This window comes from Candidatus Nitrosopumilus sp. bin_68KS, assembly GCF_054095825.1.
The window spans coordinates 1-24034 of record NZ_JBSWSP010000001.1 but is presented as its reverse complement, the minus strand read 5'-3'; the positions used below and the strand labels follow the sequence as shown (position 1 = coordinate 24034).

At 31.5% G+C, this 24034-nt stretch carries 28 protein-coding genes and 2 tRNA genes; 13 read left to right on the top strand and 17 right to left on the bottom strand.

The genetic code is table 11. From position 1 onward, the window contains the following. Nucleotides 1-204: 204 nt before the first annotated feature. The 3 genes from ACW9W3_RS00150 to bluB all read right to left on the bottom strand — a co-directional run bounded on the left by ACW9W3_RS00150 (nucleotide 205) and on the right by bluB (nucleotide 1615). The gene (locus ACW9W3_RS00150) at nucleotides 205-735 is read right to left on the bottom strand and encodes an NADPH-dependent FMN reductase (RefSeq protein ID WP_457764152.1); all 531 of its coding nucleotides are present in this window, start codon (nucleotides 733-735) and stop codon (nucleotides 205-207) included. A gap of 52 nt (nucleotides 736-787) precedes the next feature. Continuing rightward, nucleotides 788-880: transfer RNA gene (locus ACW9W3_RS00145), tRNA-Arg, on the bottom strand. Between the two features lie 24 nt (nucleotides 881-904). Then, nucleotides 905-1615: a 5,6-dimethylbenzimidazole synthase gene (gene bluB, locus ACW9W3_RS00140; protein ID WP_457764151.1), complete on the bottom strand. Its 711-nt coding sequence runs from the start codon at nucleotides 1613-1615 to the stop codon at nucleotides 905-907. A 67-nt stretch (nucleotides 1616-1682) separates the two neighbouring features. Between bluB and ACW9W3_RS00135 the strand changes: the two genes are divergently transcribed. Then, nucleotides 1683-1756 (top strand) — tRNA-Val (locus ACW9W3_RS00135). A 3-nt stretch (nucleotides 1757-1759) separates the two neighbouring features. Here the strand turns inward: ACW9W3_RS00135 and ACW9W3_RS00130 are convergent. After that, on the bottom strand, nucleotides 1760-2254 hold the full coding sequence (locus ACW9W3_RS00130) for a hypothetical protein (protein ID WP_457764150.1): 495 nt from the start codon (nucleotides 2252-2254) through the stop codon (nucleotides 1760-1762). An 81-nt stretch (nucleotides 2255-2335) separates the two neighbouring features. Here ACW9W3_RS00130 and ACW9W3_RS00125 point away from each other — a divergent pair, with 81 nt between their 5' ends. After that, nucleotides 2336-2833: a CopD family protein gene (locus tag ACW9W3_RS00125; protein WP_457764149.1), complete on the top strand. Its 498-nt coding sequence runs from the start codon at nucleotides 2336-2338 to the stop codon at nucleotides 2831-2833. On the opposite strand, the gene rtcA is transcribed toward ACW9W3_RS00125, so the two are convergent. Next, on the bottom strand, nucleotides 2813-3850 hold the full coding sequence (gene rtcA, locus ACW9W3_RS00120) for an RNA 3'-terminal phosphate cyclase (protein ID WP_457764148.1): 1038 nt from the start codon (nucleotides 3848-3850) through the stop codon (nucleotides 2813-2815). The two genes, ACW9W3_RS00125 and rtcA, sit on opposite strands and share 21 nt — an antisense overlap. A gap of 51 nt (nucleotides 3851-3901) precedes the next feature. On the opposite strand from rtcA, the gene ACW9W3_RS00115 reads away from it, so the two are divergent. The 3 genes from ACW9W3_RS00115 to ACW9W3_RS00105 are packed head-to-tail and all read left to right on the top strand — an operon-like array spanning nucleotide 3902 to nucleotide 6373. After that, on the top strand, nucleotides 3902-4396 hold the full coding sequence (locus ACW9W3_RS00115; RefSeq protein WP_457764147.1) for a nicotinamide-nucleotide adenylyltransferase: 495 nt from the start codon (nucleotides 3902-3904) through the stop codon (nucleotides 4394-4396). Between the two features lie 40 nt (nucleotides 4397-4436). Next, a complete protein-coding gene (locus ACW9W3_RS00110) occupies nucleotides 4437-5582 on the top strand; it encodes a pyridoxal-phosphate-dependent aminotransferase family protein (protein ID WP_457764146.1) in 1146 nt (381 codons plus the stop codon). 41 nt (nucleotides 5583-5623) lie between these two features. Further along, complete coding sequence (locus tag ACW9W3_RS00105) at nucleotides 5624-6373, top strand: FKBP-type peptidyl-prolyl cis-trans isomerase (protein ID WP_457764145.1); 750 nt, start codon at nucleotides 5624-5626, stop codon at nucleotides 6371-6373. On the opposite strand, the gene ACW9W3_RS00100 is transcribed toward ACW9W3_RS00105, so the two are convergent. Beyond that, nucleotides 6370-7434 carry a sn-glycerol-1-phosphate dehydrogenase gene (locus ACW9W3_RS00100; RefSeq protein ID WP_457764144.1) on the bottom strand — a complete coding sequence of 355 codons (1065 nt, stop codon included), beginning with the start codon at nucleotides 7432-7434 and terminating at the stop codon, nucleotides 6370-6372. The two genes, ACW9W3_RS00105 and ACW9W3_RS00100, sit on opposite strands and share 4 nt — an antisense overlap. Nucleotides 7435-7510: 76 nt before the next feature. Between ACW9W3_RS00100 and psmB the strand changes: the two genes are divergently transcribed. Together psmB and ACW9W3_RS00090 are read left to right on the top strand one after the other, a co-directional pair. Next, on the top strand, nucleotides 7511-8143 hold the full coding sequence (gene psmB / locus ACW9W3_RS00095) for an archaeal proteasome endopeptidase complex subunit beta (protein WP_457764143.1): 633 nt from the start codon (nucleotides 7511-7513) through the stop codon (nucleotides 8141-8143). Between the two features lie 7 nt (nucleotides 8144-8150). Then, nucleotides 8151-10091: a beta-CASP ribonuclease aCPSF1 gene (locus ACW9W3_RS00090; protein WP_457764142.1), complete on the top strand. Its 1941-nt coding sequence runs from the start codon at nucleotides 8151-8153 to the stop codon at nucleotides 10089-10091. Here ACW9W3_RS00090 and sepF read toward each other — a convergent pair. Further along, nucleotides 10083-10361 carry a cell division protein SepF gene (gene sepF, locus ACW9W3_RS00085; protein WP_048114696.1) on the bottom strand — a complete coding sequence of 93 codons (279 nt, stop codon included), beginning with the start codon at nucleotides 10359-10361 and terminating at the stop codon, nucleotides 10083-10085. The genes ACW9W3_RS00090 and sepF overlap by 9 nt on opposite strands. A gap of 72 nt (nucleotides 10362-10433) precedes the next feature. Beyond that, nucleotides 10434-11447, bottom strand: coding sequence for a tRNA (5-methylaminomethyl-2-thiouridylate)-methyltransferase (locus ACW9W3_RS00080; protein WP_457764141.1), 1014 nt, complete (start codon nucleotides 11445-11447; stop codon nucleotides 10434-10436). A gap of 73 nt (nucleotides 11448-11520) precedes the next feature. Between ACW9W3_RS00080 and ACW9W3_RS00075 the strand changes: the two genes are divergently transcribed. Next, entirely contained in the window at nucleotides 11521-12585 is a 1065-nt protein-coding gene (locus tag ACW9W3_RS00075; RefSeq protein WP_457764140.1) for a M24 family metallopeptidase, read from the top strand. 2 nt (nucleotides 12586-12587) lie between these two features. Here the strand turns inward: ACW9W3_RS00075 and ACW9W3_RS00070 are convergent, their stop codons facing one another. Genes ACW9W3_RS00070 through ACW9W3_RS00040 form a run of 7 tightly spaced genes read right to left on the bottom strand, consistent with a single transcriptional unit; the run spans nucleotide 12588 to nucleotide 17843 of the window. Further along, nucleotides 12588-13070, bottom strand: a complete 483-nt coding sequence (locus tag ACW9W3_RS00070) for a hypothetical protein (protein ID WP_457764139.1) — start codon at nucleotides 13068-13070, stop codon at nucleotides 12588-12590. A 9-nt stretch (nucleotides 13071-13079) separates the two neighbouring features. Then, the gene (locus ACW9W3_RS00065; protein WP_457764138.1) at nucleotides 13080-13925 is read right to left on the bottom strand and encodes a methyltransferase domain-containing protein; all 846 of its coding nucleotides are present in this window, start codon (nucleotides 13923-13925) and stop codon (nucleotides 13080-13082) included. Nucleotides 13926-13932: 7 nt separating this feature from the next. After that, on the bottom strand, nucleotides 13933-14100 hold the full coding sequence (locus ACW9W3_RS00060) for a hypothetical protein (RefSeq protein ID WP_457764137.1): 168 nt from the start codon (nucleotides 14098-14100) through the stop codon (nucleotides 13933-13935). Continuing rightward, nucleotides 14097-15335 (bottom strand): bifunctional phosphopantothenoylcysteine decarboxylase/phosphopantothenate--cysteine ligase CoaBC, encoded by a 1239-nt coding sequence (gene coaBC / locus ACW9W3_RS00055; protein WP_457764209.1) that lies wholly within the window; start codon nucleotides 15333-15335, stop codon nucleotides 14097-14099. Before coaBC ends, ACW9W3_RS00060 begins: the two co-directional genes overlap by 4 nt. Continuing rightward, a complete protein-coding gene (panB, locus tag ACW9W3_RS00050) occupies nucleotides 15325-16164 on the bottom strand; it encodes a 3-methyl-2-oxobutanoate hydroxymethyltransferase (RefSeq protein WP_457764136.1) in 840 nt (279 codons plus the stop codon). Before panB ends, coaBC begins: the two co-directional genes overlap by 11 nt. Then, nucleotides 16157-16921 (bottom strand): 4-phosphopantoate--beta-alanine ligase, encoded by a 765-nt coding sequence (locus ACW9W3_RS00045; RefSeq protein ID WP_457764135.1) that lies wholly within the window; start codon nucleotides 16919-16921, stop codon nucleotides 16157-16159. Before ACW9W3_RS00045 ends, panB begins: the two co-directional genes overlap by 8 nt. A 10-nt stretch (nucleotides 16922-16931) precedes the next feature. Next, nucleotides 16932-17843, bottom strand: coding sequence for a pantoate kinase (locus ACW9W3_RS00040; protein WP_457764134.1), 912 nt, complete (start codon nucleotides 17841-17843; stop codon nucleotides 16932-16934). A 65-nt stretch (nucleotides 17844-17908) separates the two neighbouring features. Here ACW9W3_RS00040 and ACW9W3_RS00035 point away from each other — a divergent pair, with 65 nt between their 5' ends. Further along, nucleotides 17909-18889, top strand: coding sequence for an AbrB/MazE/SpoVT family DNA-binding domain-containing protein (locus tag ACW9W3_RS00035; protein ID WP_457764133.1), 981 nt, complete (start codon nucleotides 17909-17911; stop codon nucleotides 18887-18889). Here the strand turns inward: ACW9W3_RS00035 and ACW9W3_RS00030 are convergent, their stop codons facing one another. Both ACW9W3_RS00030 and ACW9W3_RS00025 read right to left on the bottom strand, forming a co-directional pair. Further along, nucleotides 18890-19405, bottom strand: a complete 516-nt coding sequence (locus ACW9W3_RS00030; protein WP_457764132.1) for an NUDIX hydrolase — start codon at nucleotides 19403-19405, stop codon at nucleotides 18890-18892. Between the two features lie 25 nt (nucleotides 19406-19430). Continuing rightward, nucleotides 19431-20333: an AsnC family transcriptional regulator gene (locus ACW9W3_RS00025; protein WP_457764131.1), complete on the bottom strand. Its 903-nt coding sequence runs from the start codon at nucleotides 20331-20333 to the stop codon at nucleotides 19431-19433. Between the two features lie 146 nt (nucleotides 20334-20479). Between ACW9W3_RS00025 and ACW9W3_RS00020 the strand changes: the two genes are divergently transcribed. Genes ACW9W3_RS00020 through ACW9W3_RS00005 form a run of 4 tightly spaced genes read left to right on the top strand, consistent with a single transcriptional unit; the run spans nucleotide 20480 to nucleotide 24012 of the window. Beyond that, on the top strand, nucleotides 20480-21637 hold the full coding sequence (locus ACW9W3_RS00020) for an ABC transporter permease (protein ID WP_457764208.1): 1158 nt from the start codon (nucleotides 20480-20482) through the stop codon (nucleotides 21635-21637). A gap of 28 nt (nucleotides 21638-21665) precedes the next feature. Next, nucleotides 21666-22337 (top strand): ABC transporter ATP-binding protein, encoded by a 672-nt coding sequence (locus tag ACW9W3_RS00015; protein ID WP_457764207.1) that lies wholly within the window; start codon nucleotides 21666-21668, stop codon nucleotides 22335-22337. Next, nucleotides 22334-23635 carry a COG1361 S-layer family protein gene (locus tag ACW9W3_RS00010; protein WP_457764130.1) on the top strand — a complete coding sequence of 434 codons (1302 nt, stop codon included), beginning with the start codon at nucleotides 22334-22336 and terminating at the stop codon, nucleotides 23633-23635. Before ACW9W3_RS00015 ends, ACW9W3_RS00010 begins: the two co-directional genes overlap by 4 nt. A 44-nt stretch (nucleotides 23636-23679) precedes the next feature. Continuing rightward, nucleotides 23680-24012 (top strand): hypothetical protein, encoded by a 333-nt coding sequence (locus ACW9W3_RS00005; protein ID WP_457764129.1) that lies wholly within the window; start codon nucleotides 23680-23682, stop codon nucleotides 24010-24012. Nucleotides 24013-24034 lie beyond the last annotated feature (22 nt).

The window sequence follows — 24034 nt, the reverse complement described above, 5'->3', positions numbered from 1 at the left end:
AATATACTATTCGAATTAATTTTTTTAAAACTTTCTAAAGGGATCAATTAAAGGAAAATTCTTTTAAAATTAAAATCTTCATAATAATTAATTAATAATTTAGACATTATTAGAAATCTATTCTCAAAAAAATATAAATTATTATGTTCATATAATAATTCAAAATTATTTACTTTTGGAAAAATAAATTGTTATGTAAAAAATTTAATCGTGATGTAATTTAGAAGCAATCTCTAAAGTTTCATCTACCATTTCTTTTAGTCTATTTTGTACATCTTCATCTGATATACTATTATCATTAATTGATTCGGTGGTCAAAAATACTGCCTTTGGATTTGTTATTACTCTAAAATAGGATAATAATTGAGTGATTAATGTTTGCACATTTACAAAACCAATATTTCCAGAAGCCAAAATTGTTATCCCTGCAACCTTTCCAGCAGTTTTTTTATAATTAATGTACTCAAACAAATTTTTCAATGATGAACTAAAAAATGAATTATAGATTGGAGAACCAATTAACCACACATCTGCATCCATTATATCATTTGCCGCAGTCTTTGTAGGCTCATTATATTCTTCTTCAGGTCCTCTATAGCATTCTATTTGGCCTTCTGATAAATTAATTAATTTTGTATCTTGATTTTTTGATTTTGTATATTCATAAACATATTTCATAATAATTTGTGTATTGGCATTTTTTCTTGGACTACCTGAAATTACTACAACTTTCATGTATCAAGAAATTTGTTTTTCTATTTAAGTCTCAATGAATTTTTAAAATTAACGGGCTTGGAGGGCTTCGATCCCTCGACCTGTAACTTAGGAGGCTACTGCGCTATCCATGTTGCGCGTCAAATTGACTCTGCGCCACAAGCCCAGCAAAAAAAATACTCTTAATTATTTAAGCGTAATCGAGATTTTCATTGATCAATTTCTGGATACTTATCCAGTCTTTATTTTCTTTATCATTCCATTTTTCAAAATATACAACATCTTTCAATTCAAGTCTTGGTAGCCATCCTGCAGTTTCAAGATCTGGTTTTTCAGCAAATTCATCAACATATCCTAAACACAAGTATGCAACAGGAATTACATGTTCAGGTAATTCTAGAACTTCTTTTAATGCTTCATTTGATAGTATACTTACCCATCCAAGACCTACTCCTTCTGTTCTTGCTGATAACCATAAATTTTGAATCGCACAACACACACTGTAAAGACCTGCCTCAGGAATACTTGATCTACCTATTACAAATGGACCAAATTTTGTAGGATCATATGTTACACACACATTTACTGGCGATTCTGAAATTCCTTCTAACTTGAATGAAAGATACTTTGATCTTTTTGGTTCTTCAATTAATTGTGATGAGCGTTTTTTTTCTTCCTGAAAAGATTCTTTTATCTTCTTTTTTGTTTGATCATTTTTAATTAAAATAAAATTCCATGGCTGAGAAAATCCAACAGATGGTGCATGATGTGCAGCATGAAGAATTTTTGATAAAATATCATCCTCTATGGGCTTGGAGGTAAAGTGAGATCTAACATCTCTTCTTGAATAAATTGCCTTATAGAAGCCTAGTTTTTCCTCTTCAGTAAAATCATCTGTCAATATACTTCTCCTTCATTCTTCTTTTGTTAAACGTTAATAATGTCAATCTTTAGTTTTGTACTTCAATGGGCCGGTAGTCTAGCTGGTTAGGATACCGCCTCGACACGGCGGTGATCGTGAGTTCGAATCTCACTCGGCCCACTTTTAATAACCAGTTTTAAATTCATTTTCTACTTCACTCCATGAGGATTGGGTAATGATAGTTCCCTCAGCACTAAAACTTGTAATTTTATTATCTATCATTGCTTGATAGGTTTCTGAATTAACATCTTCCATACTCAGAAGAAATATGTTTTTTAAAGGAATTTCAGCACCTGAACTAAACAAAGCCCTTCCAGGTAATGTAATATCCGCTGTTGAATATAATCCTGAACCCAACAAGGTTCCATCTCCATAAAGCTTGTAGTCTATTACTGAAACTGTGAATGTCTTATCACTAGGATTTTTTACTAGAAAAGTAACATTAAATTTTGCTTGATTGTTTATTGTGTTCACATCTATTAATTCCACATTTGTTAATTCTATCTCAACTTGATCAAGTTCATCATTATCAAGACTAGCATAGAAAACAATTCCACCCATTAATGCAAAAACACCAGCTACTGCTGCATAAACTGTCATTTTGCTTTGAAGGGCCATTCCAACGTATCAGATTATGTACAACTAAAAAACGTTGTCAAGATCCAAATACATAATATTTAATCTGAAATATCATTATCTATGACTGCACTAGAACAAGCAATTCTAACATGGATTCATCTTGTTTCAGCTGCAATATGGGTGGGAGGTTCACTTTTCATTGGAATTGTTTTCTCTCCACTTCTAAAAACAATGACACATTCAATTGAAGAGAGAATGCAAATTATGATTCGTGTTGGAAGACGATTCAACAAAGTTGCTGTTCCATCACTAATCATTTTGATGGCAACAGGATTATACAGTTCACACATGTTGCTTGGAAAACCTGAATTACTTGTAGCTACAAGCTATGGAACTTTCCTTATAATCAAAATTATTCTTGTTATTGGATTAGTTATTACGTATGCCATACATGTTAGGGTAATTCGTAAAGATATTGAAGAAAAAATTATGTCAAACCAAATGTCAGAACCTCAAATTCAAAAATTAAGAAAAAAGATTATCATTCTTGGAGAAATTACAGTAGTGCTGTCAATTGCAATTTTATTTTTTGCATCATTACTTGATGCTGGGGTTTGAAATTCCTTCTATTATCACTTCAAACCCATTACTCAATCTTCCTATTCCATATTTACAACCTGTAATTTTTGATGTTACAAACAAATTTGTTTCTAAATGCTTTGAAATTTCGTTTACAACAAACGTTGTTTTTCCAGGGCATAAACTTGCAGGAACTACAAGCATATCAGCTAAATTCACATCTACTCCTTGTGGATTTTTAATAAATTTTTCAAAATTCAAATTAAAACTTTGAGTTTTATTATCAAATAAAGCATCTACCCCAATTATAGAATTTTCATCAATGCTGTAAATTAATAAAGATGCTCCAGTATCAATTGCCTCTTGATTATTAATTTCCACTTTGACTTTAAAATTTTCATCAGTTAATTTCTTTTTAATACGCTGAATTTCTTTTTCAATTACTTCAATTGCAATTTTTGAAAATGTACAAATTATTTTTACATTATTTGTTTTTCTCTTTGAAAATGATGTTGATTTTAATTTAGAAGGAATAACTTGTAATTTTATTTCTCCACCTCCTTTTGGATAGTAACCTCGTTTAATTAATTCAAGAGAAAATTTTATTCCCATTCTAGAATATGTTTCTTTTAGCACATGCTGTGTATAATCAATGCAAGGACTCCAAAGAACATCTGTACCACCCTTAATTGTTAAACTTAGTTTTTTTTGAGAAATTGCAACTACAGGAATTAAAACCTGTAAAATTAAAGATATACTACCAGCAGTTCCAACATCTTCACTTAATTCTAAACTACCTATATCTCCTGGAATAAATTTTAATTCTGTTGAACCAATTTCTGCTCCAATCACTTTTGCATTTGAAATTTTTTGAAGAATTCTTATCGATGTTAGATGTTGTGGTCTTAATCCAGAAACTTTTCTATTCTTCCTAATATTCTCTAAATGGATTGATTGTTTTGTAATACATGAAATTGCAATTGCTGAACGAATGATTTGACCTCCTCCTTCACCATGTCCACCATTAATTTTTAAAAATTCCACAATGTTTTTCATTCATTACTCTTTATGATACTTTTTTTACACTGATATTTTCTATATTTTTGTATGAATGGATTGTTAATAGGAAGATTTCAGCCCTTTCACTTGGGTCATCTTGAAGCCTTGAAGTTTGCATTATCTAAAGTTGATAAATTATGGTTAGGCTTAGGTAGTTCTAACAAATCTCCAGAAAAAAATAATCCCTTTTCTGCTGAAGAACGTAAAGAAATGATCCTATCCTCAATTGATGATTCTATGAAAAATAAAATTGAAATTTATTTTATTCCTGATTTGGATAATCATGTAAAATGGATTGAAAAAATAGATGCCATTGTACCAAAATTTGATATAGTTTTCTCAAATGATGAATTAACAAAACATCTGTATTCAAAAAGAATCGTTCAAGTTATTTCTATTCCATTTTTGAAACGAGATGAATTATCTGGTACTCATATACGAGATCTAATTATTAGCGATCAAAAATGGGAACATCTTGTTCCTAAAGGTTCAAAAATTTTTTTGATTAATAATAGTGCTAATGATCGTTTGAAAAATCTCTAATTATAAATAAACCCCATATAGTATTGATTGTAGATTACACATGGAATATCTTTCAATGCTTCCTGGTCCAACAAATGTACCTAATAGAGTAATGAGGGCAATGCTTGCACCAATTATTAATCATAGAAGTGATGATTTTGTTGAACTATACACTGACGTAGTAGACAAAACTCAACAAGTATTTGAAACACAAAATGATATTGTAGCTTTATCTGCATCTGGAACTGGTGCAGTAGAAGCTGGTGTTGTAAATTTAGTTAAAAAAGGTGACAAAATCATTATTCCTGTCAATGGAGAATTCAGTAATAGATTATCTCAACTAATTGAAGGGCAGGGAGCTAATGTTGTTAAACTTCAAACTCCGCCAGGAGAGAATGCAACTTTTGATCAAGTAAAAGAAGCATTTGATAATAATAAAGATGTAAAGGCATTCTATGTTGTCCACAATGAAACTTCTACTGGAACAATGGTCAATTATCTTGATAAAGTATCTGACTTGACATCTAGAAATGATGCATTCTATGTTGTAGATTCTGTTTCATTACTTGGTGGTGCTCAACTACCAGTTGACAAATGGAATATTGATGTATGTATGACTGGTGCACAAAAAGCAATTGCTGCTCCACCTGGTATCTCACCAATATCTGTAAGCGCTAAAGCCAAAAAATACATGATAGAAAATCCACCATCTACAATGTATTTCAATTTAGCTAGATATTTCAAATATTATGATGAGGAAAAGCATACTCCTTTCACACCTGCACTTCCATTACTTTATGCATACAGAGAAGCATTATCAATAATGTTGGAAGAAGGATTACAAAATGTCTTTAAACGTCATAAAGTTTGTTCAGATGCATTATACTCTGGTCTAAGTGCAATGGGTCTATCTCCATTTGCAAAAGAAGAAGATCGTTCTATCTCAATTGTTGCATTAAATTACTTGGATGGACTTGAAGACAAAACTTTCAGAAATACACTTGCTGATAAATTCAAGGTTTTAGTTGCTGGTGGATTTGGTAATCTTAAAGGTAAAGTATTCAGAGTTGGATGTATGGGTGAAGTTAGTCCATATCATGTAATGAGAACTATTTCAGCAATTTCATCTACGTTAGCAATGATGGGCTATGATGTAGATGCTAAAGCAGGACTCAAAACTGCAGAAGAAAAATTAAAAGCTCTCTAAACCCTGTTAACTTAATATAAGGAAATTCGAGAACGATCCCATTGACTTTCGATAAAGGTTCATTAATTCTAGTAGATTATACTGCTAAAGTAAAAGATACTGAAGAAATTTTTGATACTACTATTGAGGAAGATGCAAAAAAACATTCTATTCATGAACAAAATGTCAAGTATCAACCAAAATTAGTTTCTATTGGTGAAGTATCTTATCCAGTTCTCAAAGGATTGGATGAAGCACTTGCTAAAACTTCCGTTGGTGATAAACTAACAGTTGAAGTTACCCCAGACAAAGGATTTGGAGAAAGAGATTCTGGTAAAGTTAGAATGATTCCACTTAGAAAACTAGGTGAGGATGCAGAGAAAGTTTCTGTTGGTGATACAATTGAAGTTGATAATAAAAGAGGAATAATTCGTTTTATTGGTTCTGGTAGAGTACAGATAGACTACAACCATCGATATGCAGGAAAAACTATCCTATTTGATGTCAACGTAATTAAATCTCTTGATTCTCCAAATGACAAAATTGATGGAATTCTAAAAAATAGATTACCTGTTGAGGATACAAAAATTTCATTTGAATTAAAAGATAAAGAGGCTAGCGTTACAATTCCTGAAGAAATTTTACGTGCTGATGGTTTACAAATTATGAAACATTTTATTCAATTGGATATTTTCAAATTTGTTCCAACATTAGAAAAAGTGAATTTCATCGAAATACATGTTAACAAACAAACTCAGGAAAAGAAAGTAGAAAAAACCCCTGAAAAAACACCCGAACAAAAAACTGCTTAAATTACTTTAGTACTTTTTGCAAGATTCATTGCTTTTCGTTCTGTCATTTCTACCTCTTTCAGAATTGTATATCTCTCAGGTCTCAAGTCTTGGGCAATTACAAGTGCATCTATAATTTGATCTTCTGATACACCAATCTGTTTTGCAGTTGTTGGAGCGCCAAGGTCTTTGAGAGTCTTTGCAATTTTTTTCCAATCTTGACCTTGAAGTTTTGAAATCAAAATAGATCCTAATCCACATTTTTCACCATGCAATCCTTTTCCAGGTGCAATCTTATCTAATGCATGAGAAAAAAGATGTTCTGCTCCTGAACATGGTCTACTACTTCCTGCTATACATGATGCAACTCCTGCACTAATTAGAGCCTCTACGATTACTCTTGCATCAAGTCCTTTTTTGGAATATTTACTTGAATTCTCCATGACAATATTTGCACTCATTAATGCCAAATCTGCTGAATATCTACCATAATACTCACCAGTTTTTTCATGACCCAATTGCCAGTCTTTAACAGCAATGATATTTGCAATTAAATCTCCACATCCACTTGAAAGCAATCTAGTAGGGGCTTTTTTTATAATATCAATATCTACAAAAACTCCTAAGGGAGCGCTTGCTATAATTGAATGTGGTTTGTCTGTTTTAACTGAAACAAATGGACTTGCCATTCCATCATGAGATGCTGCAGTTGGTACACTTACAAATGGTATATCCAGATTAAAAGAAACCATTTTAGCAGTATCAACAGAACGTCCTCCACCAATTCCTGCTACGATATCACTATGATCTTTTTTAACGTCTTTTTCAATTTTTGTTAGACTAGCAATCTGATTATCTTTTGATAAATGCCAAACAAACTGAATTTTTTTTGATTTTAATGATTTCTCAATTTTTTCTTTAAGAATTTGTTTTACATGAATTCCTGAAATTAGAGATACTTTCTTAGGTTTACTAAGATTATGAAGAAAATCACCAAATTCTGAGATATTTTTTTCACCTACTACAATCTGTCTTGGCAATTCCATGGTATGTGATTGCATGCGATCCTGATTTTTTGTCATTATTTATGATTTCAAGTGATCAAAAAGTTATTTAAAAGGGTGAGATGCCATTCACTTTATCTTAAAAGGTGTATTTTTGTCAAATAATGTTGAAGAAAAAATTCTGCACGGGACTACCACTGTAGGTATCAAGGCTAGAGATGGTGTTGTATTATGTGCAGATATGCGAGCCAGTGCAGGCTATTTTATCGCAAATAACAATACTATGAAAATCCAGAAAATTGATTTACATGCAGGATTAACATTGGCTGGCGGTGTTGCAGACGCCCAAAATATTGTTGATATTTTACGTTATCATTCAAATCTTCATAGAGTTGAAAAACAAGGACCAATCTCTATTCATTCCCTTTCCAGACTTTGCTCATTAATATTCCATCAAAATCGTGGTTATCCATTTATGGCTGATATTCTAGTTGGCGGTTATGATGCAAATGGTCCTGCTTTATTTAATATTGATATGTTTGGCTCAGTTGAAGAAAAATCATATGTTACTACAGGTAGTGGTTCGCCAGTAGCTTATGGTTTACTTGAAGAAGAATATAGAGATGATCTTACAGTCGAAGATGCAAAAAAAATAGCTCTAAGAGCTGTAAAAGCTGCAATTGTTAGAAACATTGGAACAGGCGATGGAATTAACATCGCAATAATGGATAAAGATGGATTCCGTCTTTTGACAGAAGAACAAAAGAAAGCAGTTATCGAACTTTAGTGATTTAATGCAAAGAAAACAACAACAAAAAGAATTACCTCCTAGTAGCCAGAATATAATGGCAACCATACTGCAAAGTATCCCAAAGGAGGCAAGTGTTACAAAAATAGAATACGAAGGCCCAAGAATTGCACTTTACACAAACTCCCCTAGATATCTTATGGAAAACAATGAAACAATTTCAAATCTTGTAAATATTATCAAAAAAAGAATTGTTGTAAGAACTGATGAATCAATTAGAAAACCTGAAGATGAAGCTAGAAGAATAATTGCAGAATGTGTTCCAGAAGAAGCAAAGCTACAAGGAACAATATTTGATACTGCTACGGGCGAAGTTTCAGTTGAAGCAAAAAGACCTTGGTTATTACAAAGAAATGCAAAAGAGTTCAACCATGCTGAAGTTACTGAAAAAATGGGCTGGAAATTACGTATTAGAAAGGCTACCACTATTCCTTCAAGAACTATTCAAACTATCAACGCAACCCTCAAACAATCATCTGCTGAGAGAAGCAAACAACTCAAACAAGTAGGCGATGAAATTTTTAGACCTCGATTATCCCAAAGAACTGAAGTTTCTCTTTATACCCTTGGTGGCTTTGGCCAAGTTGGAAGATCTTCATTATTACTATCAACACCTGAAAGCAAAATCTTAATTGATTGTGGAATTAATCCTGGTGCCCGCTCTCCAATGGATGCATATCCTAGGTTGGATTCTCTAAATATCACACTAGATGAACTTGATGCAATAGTTATTGGTCATGCGCACTTGGATCATACAGGATTTTTACCGGCTTTGTGCAAATATGGTTACAAAGGTCCAATCTACTGTACTGAACCAACCCTTCCTATGATGAATTTAATTCAATTAGATGCAATCAAAGTAGCAGCTGCTCAAGGTAGAACTCCAATTTATTCTGAAAGAGATGTAAAACAAATCATGAGACAGACTATCACATTACCCTATGGAACTGTAACTGATATTTCTCCTGACATTAAACTGGTTCTTGCAAATGCAGGTCACATACTTGGTTCTGCATTGTGCCATTTTCATATTGGAAATGGTGATCATAACTTTGTTTATTCCGGGGATATTAAATTTGGAAAAAGTATTCTGTTTGAAGCAGCAAGTTGGAATTTCCCTAGAGTTGAGACACTGTTGATAGAAAGTACATACGGTCTAAAAGAAGACATTCAACCAACAAGACAGGAAGTAGAATCTGCTTTCATTAATGCAGTTAACAATACATTGGCTGATGGAGGTAAAGTTTTGATTCCAATTCCAGCAGTTGGACGTGCACAAGAAATTATGATGGTAATTGATCACTATATGAAATCAGGAGAAATGATTGAAGCTCCAGTATTTACCGAAGGAATGATATCTGAGGCTTCTGCGATCCATGAATCATATCCTGAATATCTTGCAAGAGAATTAAAACAAAAAATCTTAGAGACTGATGACAATCCATTTGATTCAGAATATTTCACTAACATTGAGCATAGTGATGCTAGAGAAGAACCAATGCGAGAAAACTCACCATGTATTATTTTAGCAACATCAGGAATGTTAGAAGGAGGACCTGTTTTAGAATATTTCAAAAATATTGCACCTGACAAAAAAAGTAAAGTTCTATTTGTTTCCTATCAAGTTAATGGAACTCTAGGAAGAAGAGTTCTTGATGGTTCTAAACAAGCAACCATGTTAGGAAAAGAAGGGAAAGTTGAAGTTGTCACAATTAATTGTGGTGTTGAAAAACTAGATGGATTTAGTGGTCACAGTGATTACAATCAATTAATGTCATTTGTACAAAGATTAAGACCAAAGCTTCGAAGAGTACTTGTTAATCATGGTGAACGCAAAAAATCAGAAAATCTTGCAATGAATATTAGACGAATGTATAGAGTACCAGCTCACTATCCTCAAATTCAAGAAGCAATAAAATTATTTTAGATCGTATTCTGGTTTCCAAATTTTTATGTTAGATGGAGCAACAATAATTCTTTCTTCACCTAATCTTGCAATATCTGCATCAGCAGCTTTTGCAATAGAATACAATTCTTCAACAACTTTTCTTAATTGGTCGACATCCTTCTGAGCTAACGGTGTAACTCTTAAAATCAAAATCATCTCTTTTTTGATGTCTTCTTTAATGGAATGAACATCGCTGATGTCTCTAATTGTTATAGCCTTGAGATATGTTGGGCTTTCTTGTTTTTGCATCCTATTGAAAATCTGATCTACTCCTTCAAAAACTCTTCTTTAATTCTGACTAATTTTTTTAAAAATTCACGCCTACATTCTAAATTTAATGTAAGATTCTTCTTCTGTACACTGAGAACTAACTTCTTCAACTAAATCATTATTTTTTACTGTAACAATCCAATCTTGACTTTTTGGCGCATCTGAATATCTTAGTGTTACAGATGCTGCAAATCCCACATGAGATTTTGCATTCTTACCTCGTAAAATTGAAACTGGTCCTAGATGATCTTTTGCTTCAAGTAAAATATCTCCAGGTAATGCAATTGCTTTGATCATTTCATTTTCATCTTTATTTCTTCCAACAACAAATTTTGTTTCTTCATCTAATCTGAAATGCCTTCCAATTTTTAACAAATCAATATCATTTATCGTTGGAGTTTCAACATGTTCAAACAAATCTTTAGCTTTAATTCCAAACTGTGGTTCTGTTAACAGACAACCGCCACCGGCATTTGGTGGATTTTCAATTCCATATTTCTTTGCCATTTCTAATTGATTTCGTCTTGTTCGGCCTCTTATCATTCCAAGATTCTCTCTTTTGATCAATCCTTCTTTTTCGGGATCCGTTTCTGGAAGTAATCCAGCAGATAATGGTCTTACAATTTTTCCAACTAGACCTGATTCTTTTTCAATAATACTTAATGAAGGCGCATGTTGACTCATTGGACGTTGTCCTAATACTTCACCAGATATGATAAACTCTGCACCAATTTCTTCCATGTGTTTTTTTGCAGCATCAAACATCATAGTTCTGCAATCAACACATGGATTGAAACCAGCACCAATACCATGTTTTGGATGCTTTAACATCTCAATATATTCATCACCAAGATAAACAGTTTTTAAATTAACATTTAGATCATCAGCTCGCTCTCTAATTTCAAATCCACATCCTCTCCCACAATCAAAATCACAAAATGGGGTTTTTATTGCAACAGCTGAAACATCAAATCCTTGCTCTTGCATCATACGTACTGCAAGTTGACTATCTAGACCTCCTGATAATAAGGCAACAACTTTTTTCTTTTCTTTTTCTTCTGTCACACCGATCAAATTTAATTTTCCATATACAAACTTTACATCATACATAAATTGAGAATGTGAGCGTTAATCTTGTATGAAAGAAAGAAGAAAGAATCTTCTAAAATTTGCTCAAAAGATTGATTGTGATACACTAGTAACATTTGAGCCTGAAAATTTGTTTTACATGACTGGATTTTGGGGTGAAGCAATTGGATTGCTAGAAAAAAATGGAAAAACCACAATCATTTCCCCAGAGTTAGAAATAGGTAGGGCACGAGAAGAATCTGAAGATTGTGATGTGATTACAGCAGAGCGCGGAACAGGCTTGATTTCTTCTTTAATTGATAAAATCAATAAAAATCAAGTTTGTACTGATTGCCAAAACTATTCTGTAATGATGTCTCTGAAAAAATCTATTCCAAAAATCAAACCATCAATAGAACCATTTTACAATTCCCGAATCATTAAAGACGAAAAAGAAATCAAAATTCTCAAAAAAGCATCTAAAATAATAGATGAGATGTTCAATATTTGCTCAAAAAAGATGAAAGTTGGTCAAAAAGAATCTGAATTACAAACAATTCTAATGACATATGCAATGGAGCAAGAAATGTTTGATACTGGTTACAAATCCACTCTTAATCCACTGATAATTGCCGGTGGCCCAAATGGTGCACTTCCTCATGCACAAGTCACACAAAGAAAATTCAAAAAAGGTGATTTGGTTGTGACGGATCTTACACTACGATACAAAGGATATGTCTCTGATGCAACTCGAACTTTTGCACTTGGAAAAATTTCACAACAAGCAAATGAAGCATATGAAATTGTTAAAGAATCCCAAAAACTTGGTCTAAAAGCTGTAAAACCTAATGTAGACTGTAAAGATATAGATCTTGCTTGTAGAAAATACATTGAAGATAAAAATTATGGAAAATATTTTATTCATTCTACTGGTCACGGCATTGGATTAGAAGTGCATGAACTACCAACTATTTCGTATCGAAGTGAAACAAAATTAGAAAAGAATATGGCAATTACTGTTGAACCAGGAATTTACATTGAAAACAAATTTGGAATTCGCATTGAGGATTCGTTGATTGTAAAAGATAAACCGATTGTAATGCATAAATTTACTAAAGATTTAGTTCAAATTTGAGCCTAATCGTAAAAATCCACTAAATCAATAATATGTTTTGAATCTTGATTGTTTGATGTAATTTTTTCTAAACTTTTATCTATATTCCAATCATAATTCAACTCACCCTTGTATGATTTGAAATTTAATATTATGTTATACTCTTCACCATTAATTTTTGATATAGTTAAATCAACTACTGTTTTTTTATGATCAAAAATTTTCTCATTTGAATACTCTTCATTAATATTATTAGTAATTGCATCCATTACAGTTAATCCCAAACCATTTGGCCCGTTATAATTCATCAAAATATCCAATACTTGTTTTTCTTCAGATGTTAGTTCTGGAAAACTACTTTCAAGATCTCCTTTTGTTAATTCTGGAATTACAAATATGATAAACATTGCAATCAAAGCAAGATAAATTGGTGCTCTTTTCTTTAGAAATGATTTAAAATCATTCTTTTTTGGCTTTCCTTCTTTTTTCTTGTTTTCTTTTACCATTCCTGAATCCTAGTATTTTGCAGTTAAAATTAAAACTTGCCAAGGAAATACAATATTTCCATTTTTCTTTGTATATTGAGTTGTTTTTTCTTTTACCATCTGTTTCAATTCTTTTCTTTTACAAATTTCCAATTCGTTTAGTTTTGCTTTTAATGGTTTTGCTACGTATTTGATATAATTTTTCCAATAATCTTCAAATTTTCCAGGACTGTAATGAAAAATAAATTCTTTAACTGAAATTTTTGAGAATCCTGATTTACTAATTTCTGCTCTTAATGCAGATTTTGTACCAAATCTATCAAGATCTGGAGAACCCGGTGGTATGTAATCTGGAATGAATTTGATTACTGAATCTAAAATATTACTAAAGAATGGGACTTTTTCTCTACTACCATGAACTGAAATGCCAATTTTACCTGATTTTTTGAGGCTATTTTTCATATTTTTTAGTGCTTTACTGGCATTTGGAAAGAAAAACAATGCGTACTGACAGGTAATAATATCAAATTTTTTTAAAAAGCTAAAATTTTCAGCATCAATATTTAAAAAATCTAAATTAGATTTTTTACCATTCCATTTTTTTGCAATATTAATTGCAGTACTAGAAGTATCAGCTCCTACAACATATCCTGAACTTCCTATTTTTTTTCTAATTTCTTTTGTAACAACACCAGTACCACATGCAACATCTAACACAGAATCTCCTTTGCCAATGTTTACTAATTCTACCAATTTGGAAGTACTTTGAAAGGGACCTTCACAAACACTTGCCCATCTTTTATGATAACGTGGAGCTACCTCATTCCATACAGTAATGTTTCTTTTTTTATATTCAATTGATTTTAGATTTGACAACTTTATACTAGTCCTGTAAATCTGATTTTAATGTTCGTCCTGTTTCATGAAAATATCTATGTTCAATTTTTTTTAAGATTTCTTCGATTTTAAAATTATCTACATATTTCTTTTTCTTTTTTTCTCTAAATTCTTTGTATTGTGATAATAATTTTCTTAGCTCAGAATTTTTCATGTTAGTTTCTTTTCAATTTCATTTCTGATTAATTTTACAATTTTTTCTTTTTTCTTTAATCCTGAAGATATAATTTTTTTATTATCAATAATTAAGATTTGATTATAATCCGGATTTTTTTGATATTTACTTCCAATATCATTTGCAATTATAATATTTGCATCAACATCTTTTAGCTTTTTTTGAGCTGATTTAATTAAAGCACTTTTAGAAATATTTGATTCAGCTTTGAATCCCACTATTAACGCATCTTTTTGAAATTTTCTTACCTGATCTATGATTTTTGGCGTCTTTTTGAGCCTAATTGTCAGAGATTTATTATCACTTTTAATCTTGGATTTAGATGGATTTTCTGGAGTATAATCTGATGTAGCTGCTGCCAAAATTACAACATCAAATTTTTTCTTTAGCTCATTTTTTACAACATCAAACATTTCTTTTCCTGTTTTTACATTGATTATTTTAGCACCCTTTGGTGGTTGTTTATTTCCTGGACCATAAACAATAGTAACTTTAGATCCTGCTGAAATTAATTCAGAAGCTAAAAGAACCCCAGTTTTACCAGAACTAAGATTTGTTATTACTCTTACTGGATCAATGTATTCTATTGTAGGTCCTGCAGTCATCAATATTTTTTTATTTTTTAATTTTGATGTAAAACCAAATTTTTTCAATACAATATCTAAAACATCTTCTGGTTCTGGAGCTTTTGCTTTTCCTTCAATCATTTGTGGGCTAAGAAACTGAATTTTATTTTTTAAAAATTCAATATTTTTTTTAACAGCTAAATTATCATACATTGATTCATGCATAGCTAAACACATTAGAATTGGAATCTTTGAACCAAAACCTACTGTGAGTACTGTTGATACGGGTGTATCATCTATTCCATTTGCAAGTTTTCCTAGTGTATTTGCTGTTGCAGGATAGACAATTACTAAATCTGATTGTTTGTAATCGGCTAATTTGATATGTTCTAATTCACCAGTGAGTTTTGTTATAACTTTATTTCCAGTTGCCCATTTAAAATAATCTGGTTGTATCAGTTTTGTCACTGCATTACTTGCAACACATGTGACATCAGCACCATGTCTCATCAATAATCTTGCTAACTCAATTGCTTTGTAAGCTGCAACACTACCTGCAACACAAAGAACTATTTTTTTCCCTGTAAGCTCTACACCTTTTGATGAAACAATATCCAGTGATGGATGATTTTTTTTCTTAACTGCCAATTTGCTCACGTAGTTTTTTCAATTCCTCCTCCTCCATTGAAAACCAGTTTTCCTCTGCAGGAAATGTGCCTGAAATTACATCATTTTTGTAATCCTCAAGTGATTTTACAATATCTTCAGACAGATTCATGTATCTTTTAGCAAATTTAGGTTTGATTTTTTCGTACATTCCAAGTAAATCTTGTATAACTAGTACTTGTCCATCACATCCTACACCCGAACCAATCCCAATAATTGGCACACTCACTGTTTGAGAAATTATCTCTGCTACCTCATGACTCACCATTTCTAGAGCAATACTGAATACTCCTGCTTCTTCAAGCTCTTTAGCATCTTCAATTAATTTCATTGCAGACGCTTTTGTTTTTCCTTGAACTTTGTATCCTTGTGAAAGTGTTGTTGTTTGTGGTTGAAATCCAATATGGCCCATAACTGGAATTCCAATATCTACAATGGCACTAATTGTTTCAGCCATTATAGAACCACCTTCAAGTTTTACAGCATCAGCTCCTGCTTTGATTAATTTTCCAGAATTATTAATGGCATCTTCAATACTTGCTTGATATGACATAAAAGGTAAATCCGATACTAACAATGAATTTTTTCTTGCTCTACTTACTGATTCTGTAAATATACACATTTGCTCCATTGTAACATTTAGTGTATTTTCATATCCCAACATTACCATACCTGCACTGTCGCCAACTAATAGTACATCAATTCCTGCCTTATCGCAAAGAGAAGCTAAACTATAATCATAACTAGTTATAACTGAAATTTTCTTTTTTTCTTTTTTCATATTTATGATATCTTGAACTGATTTATGCAATTCTTGCTCTCCTTGTCAAATTATTTTTTATTTGAATAACATTTCCAGCCAAGTTTTTTTTATTATCAAAATCATTAACAATCTTTTGAAGGGCACCATCATTTTTCTTTGAGAGTTTTTTACATTCTTCAATCAGCAAATCTATTGCACGTGTTACATTATCGACAATTGTTATATTTGCAGTATGTGAAGTTCTAGAAAGTGGATTTAGATCAAAAGTAATTACAGTCTTTCCTGCATTTCTTAATGCCATAGTTCTATCTCCATCTTCTAAAGGTACGACTACTACATCTGCTGCAAAAATTCCATTTTTATCCACTATTCTTCTTGCAGAATCTATTCCATGTAACTTTGTAGATGAATTAGGATTTGAACCTAGAATCTCTTTTGCACCAGATTTTTTGAGAGTGTTAATGATGGCCTGCTTTCTAGTTTTATTTGCATAAAACAAATTTACCTCTAGTTTAGCCTTGATTTCCCTTGATAATTTGACAATTTCTTTAGGGCATAGTGCTGCAATATTTCCATTAACTGAAATGACAGGCAGTTTTGCTAGAAGAAGTTGTGCTGCAGCAGCCTTGATTGCACTTTTTGCAAATTTTCCAGTTTTTTCTCCTAAAAGATAATCAAATGCTTCACCTCTACCTTGAGCAAGTAATCCTTCTTTTGCAACTAATCCATTATCAAATCCTTTTACAAGTTTCTCACGGATAAATAATGATTTAGCTCTTGGATGTGATTTTGGAATTAAAGACATATGATTTCAATTAATTAAGAAGAACTCGTGCTCCTTGATTATCTACCTCTGATTTTATAATCATTCCCTCTGGATATTTCTGTAAAATATCCAAAACATCATTTTGTTTTTCTTTAGGAATCATTGAAAAAACTGTTTCACCAAATAATGCAATTCCACATTTGATATCCTTCTGAGATAGTTCATCAACTAATTTTTGCATTCTTGGAGTCATAACATCTACATATTTTGCAAATTCTAAAGACATATCTTGAAAATGTTCATAATTTTTTGATTCTAGTAATCTATTTACCATTTTTCCACCAAGACCATTAATTTGAGACAAACGTTCTTTGATGAATTTGTTTGTAGAAATTGGAGAAAAACATATCATTATAATTATAATTTCATCTGTAGTTATTTTTTCAACATTTCCAATTCCAGGTGCTCCTGGTTTAACACGAATTTCAAAACCTCCATGATATGATGCTAAAACATCACCAAGTCCTGTTTTACAATTTACTTCTGCATTATGCGCTATTTGTCCAATCATCGTTCTATCTAATTTAGTATTAAGAGCTTGATCCAATGCAAAAGATAGTGATAATGCAACAGCACCACTAGAACCTAAACCATATCCTACAGGAATTGATATTTCATGTTCAATATCAAAAAATTTATCAGAAAATTCCCCAAGCTTTAAGAACTCATTTAATACATATTCAGATACATCAGTTTTATCTGATTGATATCCATTAGTTGAAATGCTAAAATTTGATTGTTGATTATTTTTTGCATCTATTTTTACTCTAGTAGTTACACCTTGTTTAATTGAAAAGCCTGCGCCCATAGACCCTAAATTCTCTAAATCTTGATGAGGGTCTTCTAAATGAGCTGTGAAAAAACCTGTAATATGAGCGGGACAAAATGCCTTAGCCTCCATTGATCTAAGTTTAAATTTTACACAAAATATAAGAATATGCTTTAAATTAATTAAATTAATATAAATTGACTAAATTCATTCGACGCCTACAAAAAATTGGAAGTACAATCCTAGTATCACTGCCAAAAGAATGGGTTGATGCTAATAATCTGGATAAAACCAGTCAAGTTGAATTAGAAACTGGGCATGATAGTATCTCAATATCTCTAAATCAAGAATCACGTCCAACAAAAGAATTAGTGATATCCTATCCTTTACCAAAAGAAGAAAACATCGTAGCAGACATTACAGGAGCTTATCTTTTAGGATATGATGTATTCAAGATTATCTCTAAATCAAGTATTCCTGGAGAAGATAGAGAAAAGATACGTAATTCAATGAGAAGATTAGTGGGGATGGAAATTATTGAGGAAGATGCTTCTCATATCGATATGCAATTTCTTTTAGACGCAACAACTCTTGATCCTCAAAAAATTCTAAAAAGAATGAGTTCCATTGCACTTGGAATGTATGACGATGCATCAAAAGGATTAATTTTAGAAGATAAATCTAATTTGGAAACATTATCAAAACGTGATGTTGAGGTAAATCGCCAATATTTTTTATTGGTTCGTTTGATTCGTAGTGCTCTTGTTGATAAAAAATTAGCAAATGCATTTAATTTAGAAAATATCGATGTTCTTGATTATAGAGTAGCTGCCAATCTTCTTGAAAATGCAGGTGATTCTATTGTTGAGCTTTCAAATTTTATATACAATTCATCTTTATCAGAAGAACATTCAAAAAAGATTTTTGATATTGTAAAAGATTTTGGATTACTTGCGGAAAAATCAATTAATGCATTTACAAAACCTGATAGACTCTTAGCCATTGAAGCAATATCATTGCATAAAAAATATGAACAAAATCTTAGTAAATTAAGATCAACATTAGGAAATAAAAAACAAATTCCAATTGAATTTCTTGATTTAGTATACATGTATGAAAAAATTGCACAGTCATGGGCTGATGTTGCAGATCTGGTAAAACCAATTTATAATAAATAATTAGTAGAGTTTCTTTTTAGCAGCATATGTTAAAACAGCACATATTGTTTTTGAATCCTGGATTTTTCCAGTTTTGATTAATTTTATCAATTTTTTCAAATCCATTTTTACAACAGATAAAATCTCATCATCATCTAGCTTCAAATCTGCAATTTTCTTTAATCCTGAGGCTACAAAACAGTGAATTGCCTCTGTGTTATAACCAATTGATGGATAGTATGTTAGAAGATGTGTCATCTTTTTTGCTCTATATCCAGTTTCCTCTTCTAATTCTCTGAATGCACATTTTATTGGCTCTTCTCTTTTTTCTAATGTCCCTGCAGGAATTTCTAAAACATATCCGTGGGGAAACCTATGTTGCCTGACAAGTATTATCTTTTTTTCTTCATCAAATGCAAGCATCGCTGCAGCACCTCTATGCTCTATCATTTCACGTTTGACTTTTCTACCTTCTATTTTTCCATCATAAACACTAAGACCTAATATTTTTCCTTCATAGATCTTCCTTTTCTTCATTCTAACTCTTAGAATTTATTATTATTTAATTTGTTTGATATGCTAGATGTAATTTAGATGATTTCTTAAAATCTTTGATAGCTTTTTCTAACCATTTAATATGAAATGAAATTCGTTTTGGAATGAATAAATCTGCTGATTTTACATTTTTAACTGTTCTAACTTTTTGTGTAATTTCGTCCATTTTGAAAATATTGTCACTATACATAAACAAAACAATTTGATTTTTAGCTATAAATGGAATTTGCAAATATGATTTAGAAAATATTTTATTCATATTTTTTAATGTCTCTTTAAGATCACCATTTATCCAAGTAAGTATTGCATGAGGAATGTACTTTTCAATTTTTGTAGGATTATAAATTACTGTAAACTGCACTCCATCATTTTCTTGTAATTTTTCAATACATCTAGTAATTGTTTTTGTTGATAAATTTGTATTTTCAGCAATTTTTTCAATTCTTGATCTAGGATCTTTGATTAATTCTTTTAAAATTTCTAAATCCGTCTTTGTAAGATTTGCATTAAATCCTGGATTCTCTGCCTCAAAAATTGATAAAACTCTGACATCTTTCATCAATTTATTTGCAAGCTGAATTTTTTGTTTCATATTCTCTTTTACTACAATACTACAAACAGTAATTCCGCCTACACACGGCACAACAAAAAATGGTTCACCCACAAGACTAATCTGTTCTAAAATTTCGTCAATGTTTTCACCTGACACAACAAAATACAAAACACCATACCCCAATACGGGGGGCTCAACCTTTATGAAAAATTCTTCTATGATCTTTCTATTCTCCATTTTTTTAATTCTAGCACGTACTGCTCCACCAGAAATTCCTAATTCCATTCCTATTTGCCTGTCTGATTCTCTACAATTGTTTAGTAGCCTGCCTAGAATTTTTATATCTAAATTGTCCATTATATCACCTAAACCAACTCAATAAAATATGAAACCAACTAATATCATATAAAACTGTCTATAATGTTACTACTATACATCAATTATATTATATATCAGACTATTTTATTGATTTTGTGGAATATAGGTTACGATTAGCAAAAAGAATGCTATTCAACAAAAAGGGTAGTCTAATAGGTGCTGTATTAGCAGTAACCATTGGAATTTTAGTCATTCATGTAAACTTTGTAATTTTTCAGGGACTATTTGATGCAATAGTTAGAGACATCAGCGATTACAGAAATGGTGATATTCTTGTAACTGATGATGCAGATTTTATCGATAAATCTGATCTGTCTTTAGTAAATTGGTTTGAGAGAATTCCATATGTTGAAGCTGCGACACCTCGGCTTTCATCGACGGCAGAAATGAATATGACTAAAAATGGAAAACTAATCGAAGAAACTAGAGTCCCTATTGTTGGAGTAGATCCTTTTAGAGACATTCGTGCATCAACTGTTGCTCAAACTGTAAAAGATGGTTCCTATGTTTTCTCTAGAAATTCTATTGTGTTAGGTTCAAATGTTGCAAGAGATCTTGGTGGAGCTCAAGTTGGAGATAGTGTTAAAGTTCTTGTAGTTGATAGATATGGTCAAGATCAAATTAGAAGATTCACTGTTTCTGGAATTGCACAATCCCCTGGAGGTCAGGGATTTGATTATACTGCTGTTGTTCATATTGATACTTTACGTGACATGATGAATAGACACGGTGATTCAGGATCATTAATAGTAAAACTTAGTGATCCATCAAAAGCATTTGAAGTAAAAGAATTCTTTTTACGATCATTTCCAAACGATGATTTCATTGCAGAAACAATTGAAGAATCAGCAGAACAACAACTAGCTGGTTTTAGATCAGGCATTGCAATGATTAACATGATTGGATATTTTGGAATGATGTCATCAGCATTTGCAATTGTCACAATTCAGATGATGTTAGTAAATGGTAAAACAAGAGAGATTGGAGTAATGAGGGCAATTGGAGCAAAAAGAAAAGATATTCTAATAATTTTTATTTTCCAAGGAATGATAATTGGAGCAATAGGAGCTGGGGTTGGAACTGCTGCAGGTTTAGGCTATACATTTTATGCAAAAGAAACAAAAATGTCATTTAACAACAGTCTTCCTCTAGAAGTATCGTATAATTGGGAAAAAATTATTCAAACAGCCTTAACTTCATTTATTTTGGCAATTATTGCATCATTGTATCCTTCGTATAGAGCGACAAAATTGCTACCAGTGGAGGCGATGAGAACTGTATAATGTATTAGAAATTACTAATCTATCCAAAATTTATGGTGAAGGAGAAAATAAAGTCAAAGCACTTGATAATGTTTCATTTTCTATAGAACAAGGAGAAATTGTCCTCATAGTTGGAAGCTCCGGTTCAGGTAAATCTACATTACTTAACATGATTGGGTTATTAGATCGTCCTACAAATGGGAAAATTTTCATTGATGGCATTGATACTACAACACTGGATGACAATAACATTTCATCATTTAGAAATAAAAAATTAGGATTTATTTTTCAATTTTCAAATTTATTAACTGATCTTTCAGTTTTAGAAAATATTTTACTACCAAGACAAATTGCAGGAACTAATCATACTGCTGAGAAAGATGCAAGAGATTTACTAAAGGCAGTTGGATTAGAAGATCAAATAAATAAACGTGCAAATAAAATTTCTGGTGGACAAGCTCAAAGAGTTGCAATAGCTCGAGGATTGATTAATAAACCTTCGATAGTTTTAGCTGATGAACCAACTGGAAATCTTGATTCTGTTACTTCAGAAACTATAGTTCAATTAATGAAATCAATGGCAAAAAAACTTAATCAAACATTCATTATAGTTACTCACGACAGACAACATTTTGGCGATGTTGATAAAGTAATTACTATCAAAGATGGTAGAGCATTTGAAGGTGATCAACCATCAGAAATGGAGGTTATTGCAAAATGATTCTAAAAATATTGTTTATACTATTTGTTATTGGATTAATTCCATTTGTTTTTGAAAACTCTTTTGCTCAAATAAAATCTGGAGGATTTGGCGATTCTCCATTTGAGCGAGACTATGGTGATGTCAAATTTTTAGATGCTTATTTTGGTACAATTAATGATAAAATCGAAATTGAAGGAGGAGACAACAATGTTCCATTTACTGTAGTATTTGCAAATGTAGGAACACAAGACATTACAGGAATTCGTGGACAATTATCATTACCGCTGGGATTCTCTGCATCTGATGGTCCAGGCTCAATTATTTATGCAGATAGCGATTCCAATTCTTTAGCTGGGAACAATTTCCATCTAACATTTTTTGTAAATATAGATAAAAATGTGAAAATTCAGCAATACCCTGGAACTGTTAAGGTAGATTATTCTAGATTACGTGAGTCCGGAGTAAGAACTGCCTTTGCTGATTTTAATTTTAAAATTACAGGTGATAGTATAATTAATGTTAAAGCACTAGAACCATTTCTTACATCTCTAAAAACTAACAATGTTTCAATAGAAATTTCAAATGATGGAACTGCCCCAATTTCAGGTGTTGATGTTGTTGCTACTAATACACAAACTGAACTTGCATCAACATCGTCATCTATTACAAATGTTGAAAATGTAGTTATTCTTGAATCAAACTGGAATGTTGGACAAATTAATCCAAAAACCTCAAAATACCTTACAGCAACTGTGTATGTTCCAGAAGGACTAAAAGGCGATACCTTACGAATTCCTTTGTCAATTTCATATTATAATCCACATGGAGATCTAAAACAGATCTCAAAAATTGTTGATTTTTACATTAAAGGATTAATTGATCTTACAGTGTTTAATGTAGAAGTAATTGAATTATCTGGAACCCAAATGGTAGTTGGTGAAATTATTAACGAAGGAAATCAGGATGGATTATTTGGATTTGTAACTCTTGAAGCTCGTGGTGATTCTAATATAATTTCTGATACTCAATTTATTGATGAAATTGAAGTTGATGCACCAGTTCCATTTAATGTTCCAATAGAATTTGATGGTGAACCAAGATATGGGGAACATGAAATTACAATCACTGTAAGATACAAAGACAGTACAAGAGATGAGATATTCTTAACACATGATACAACCATCTTTGTAAAAGAACCAACACATGATGAAGGTGGTCCTGACTTTGCCATGATTGTTATTCCAGTTGCTTTGGCAATTGGTGCGGGAATCTACATGATTCGTAGGCGTAAAAAAGCCAAAATTGAGGCAAGTTAGATTTTAATTTTTAACCATACTGGGAGAATTAAGGCAAGATCAAATTGAGATTAAGTATTGTTGTTTTAATTATAGCTATTGCAATAGGTAGTATAGTAATTCTTTTAGGTTTTTTAGTAAACCAGGAATATGTCGAAATTTCTGAAATCTCTGATCAATATAAAAAATTAGAAAATTATAAAATTGAATTAGAAAAAATTAATCAACATAATCAACAAATTCTAGAAGATTTAGAAAAACAGATTAAAAATTCTGATGATTCTTCTCTCGAGCAAATTCGTAAAGAAATTGATGTAGCAAAGCGTGTAATTGATGAAAATAAAGCAGAACTTGAAAGAGTTATTGCAAGACTATCTCAAATAGAACCTACGACCTGAAATACTGATTCCATTTTTGGGA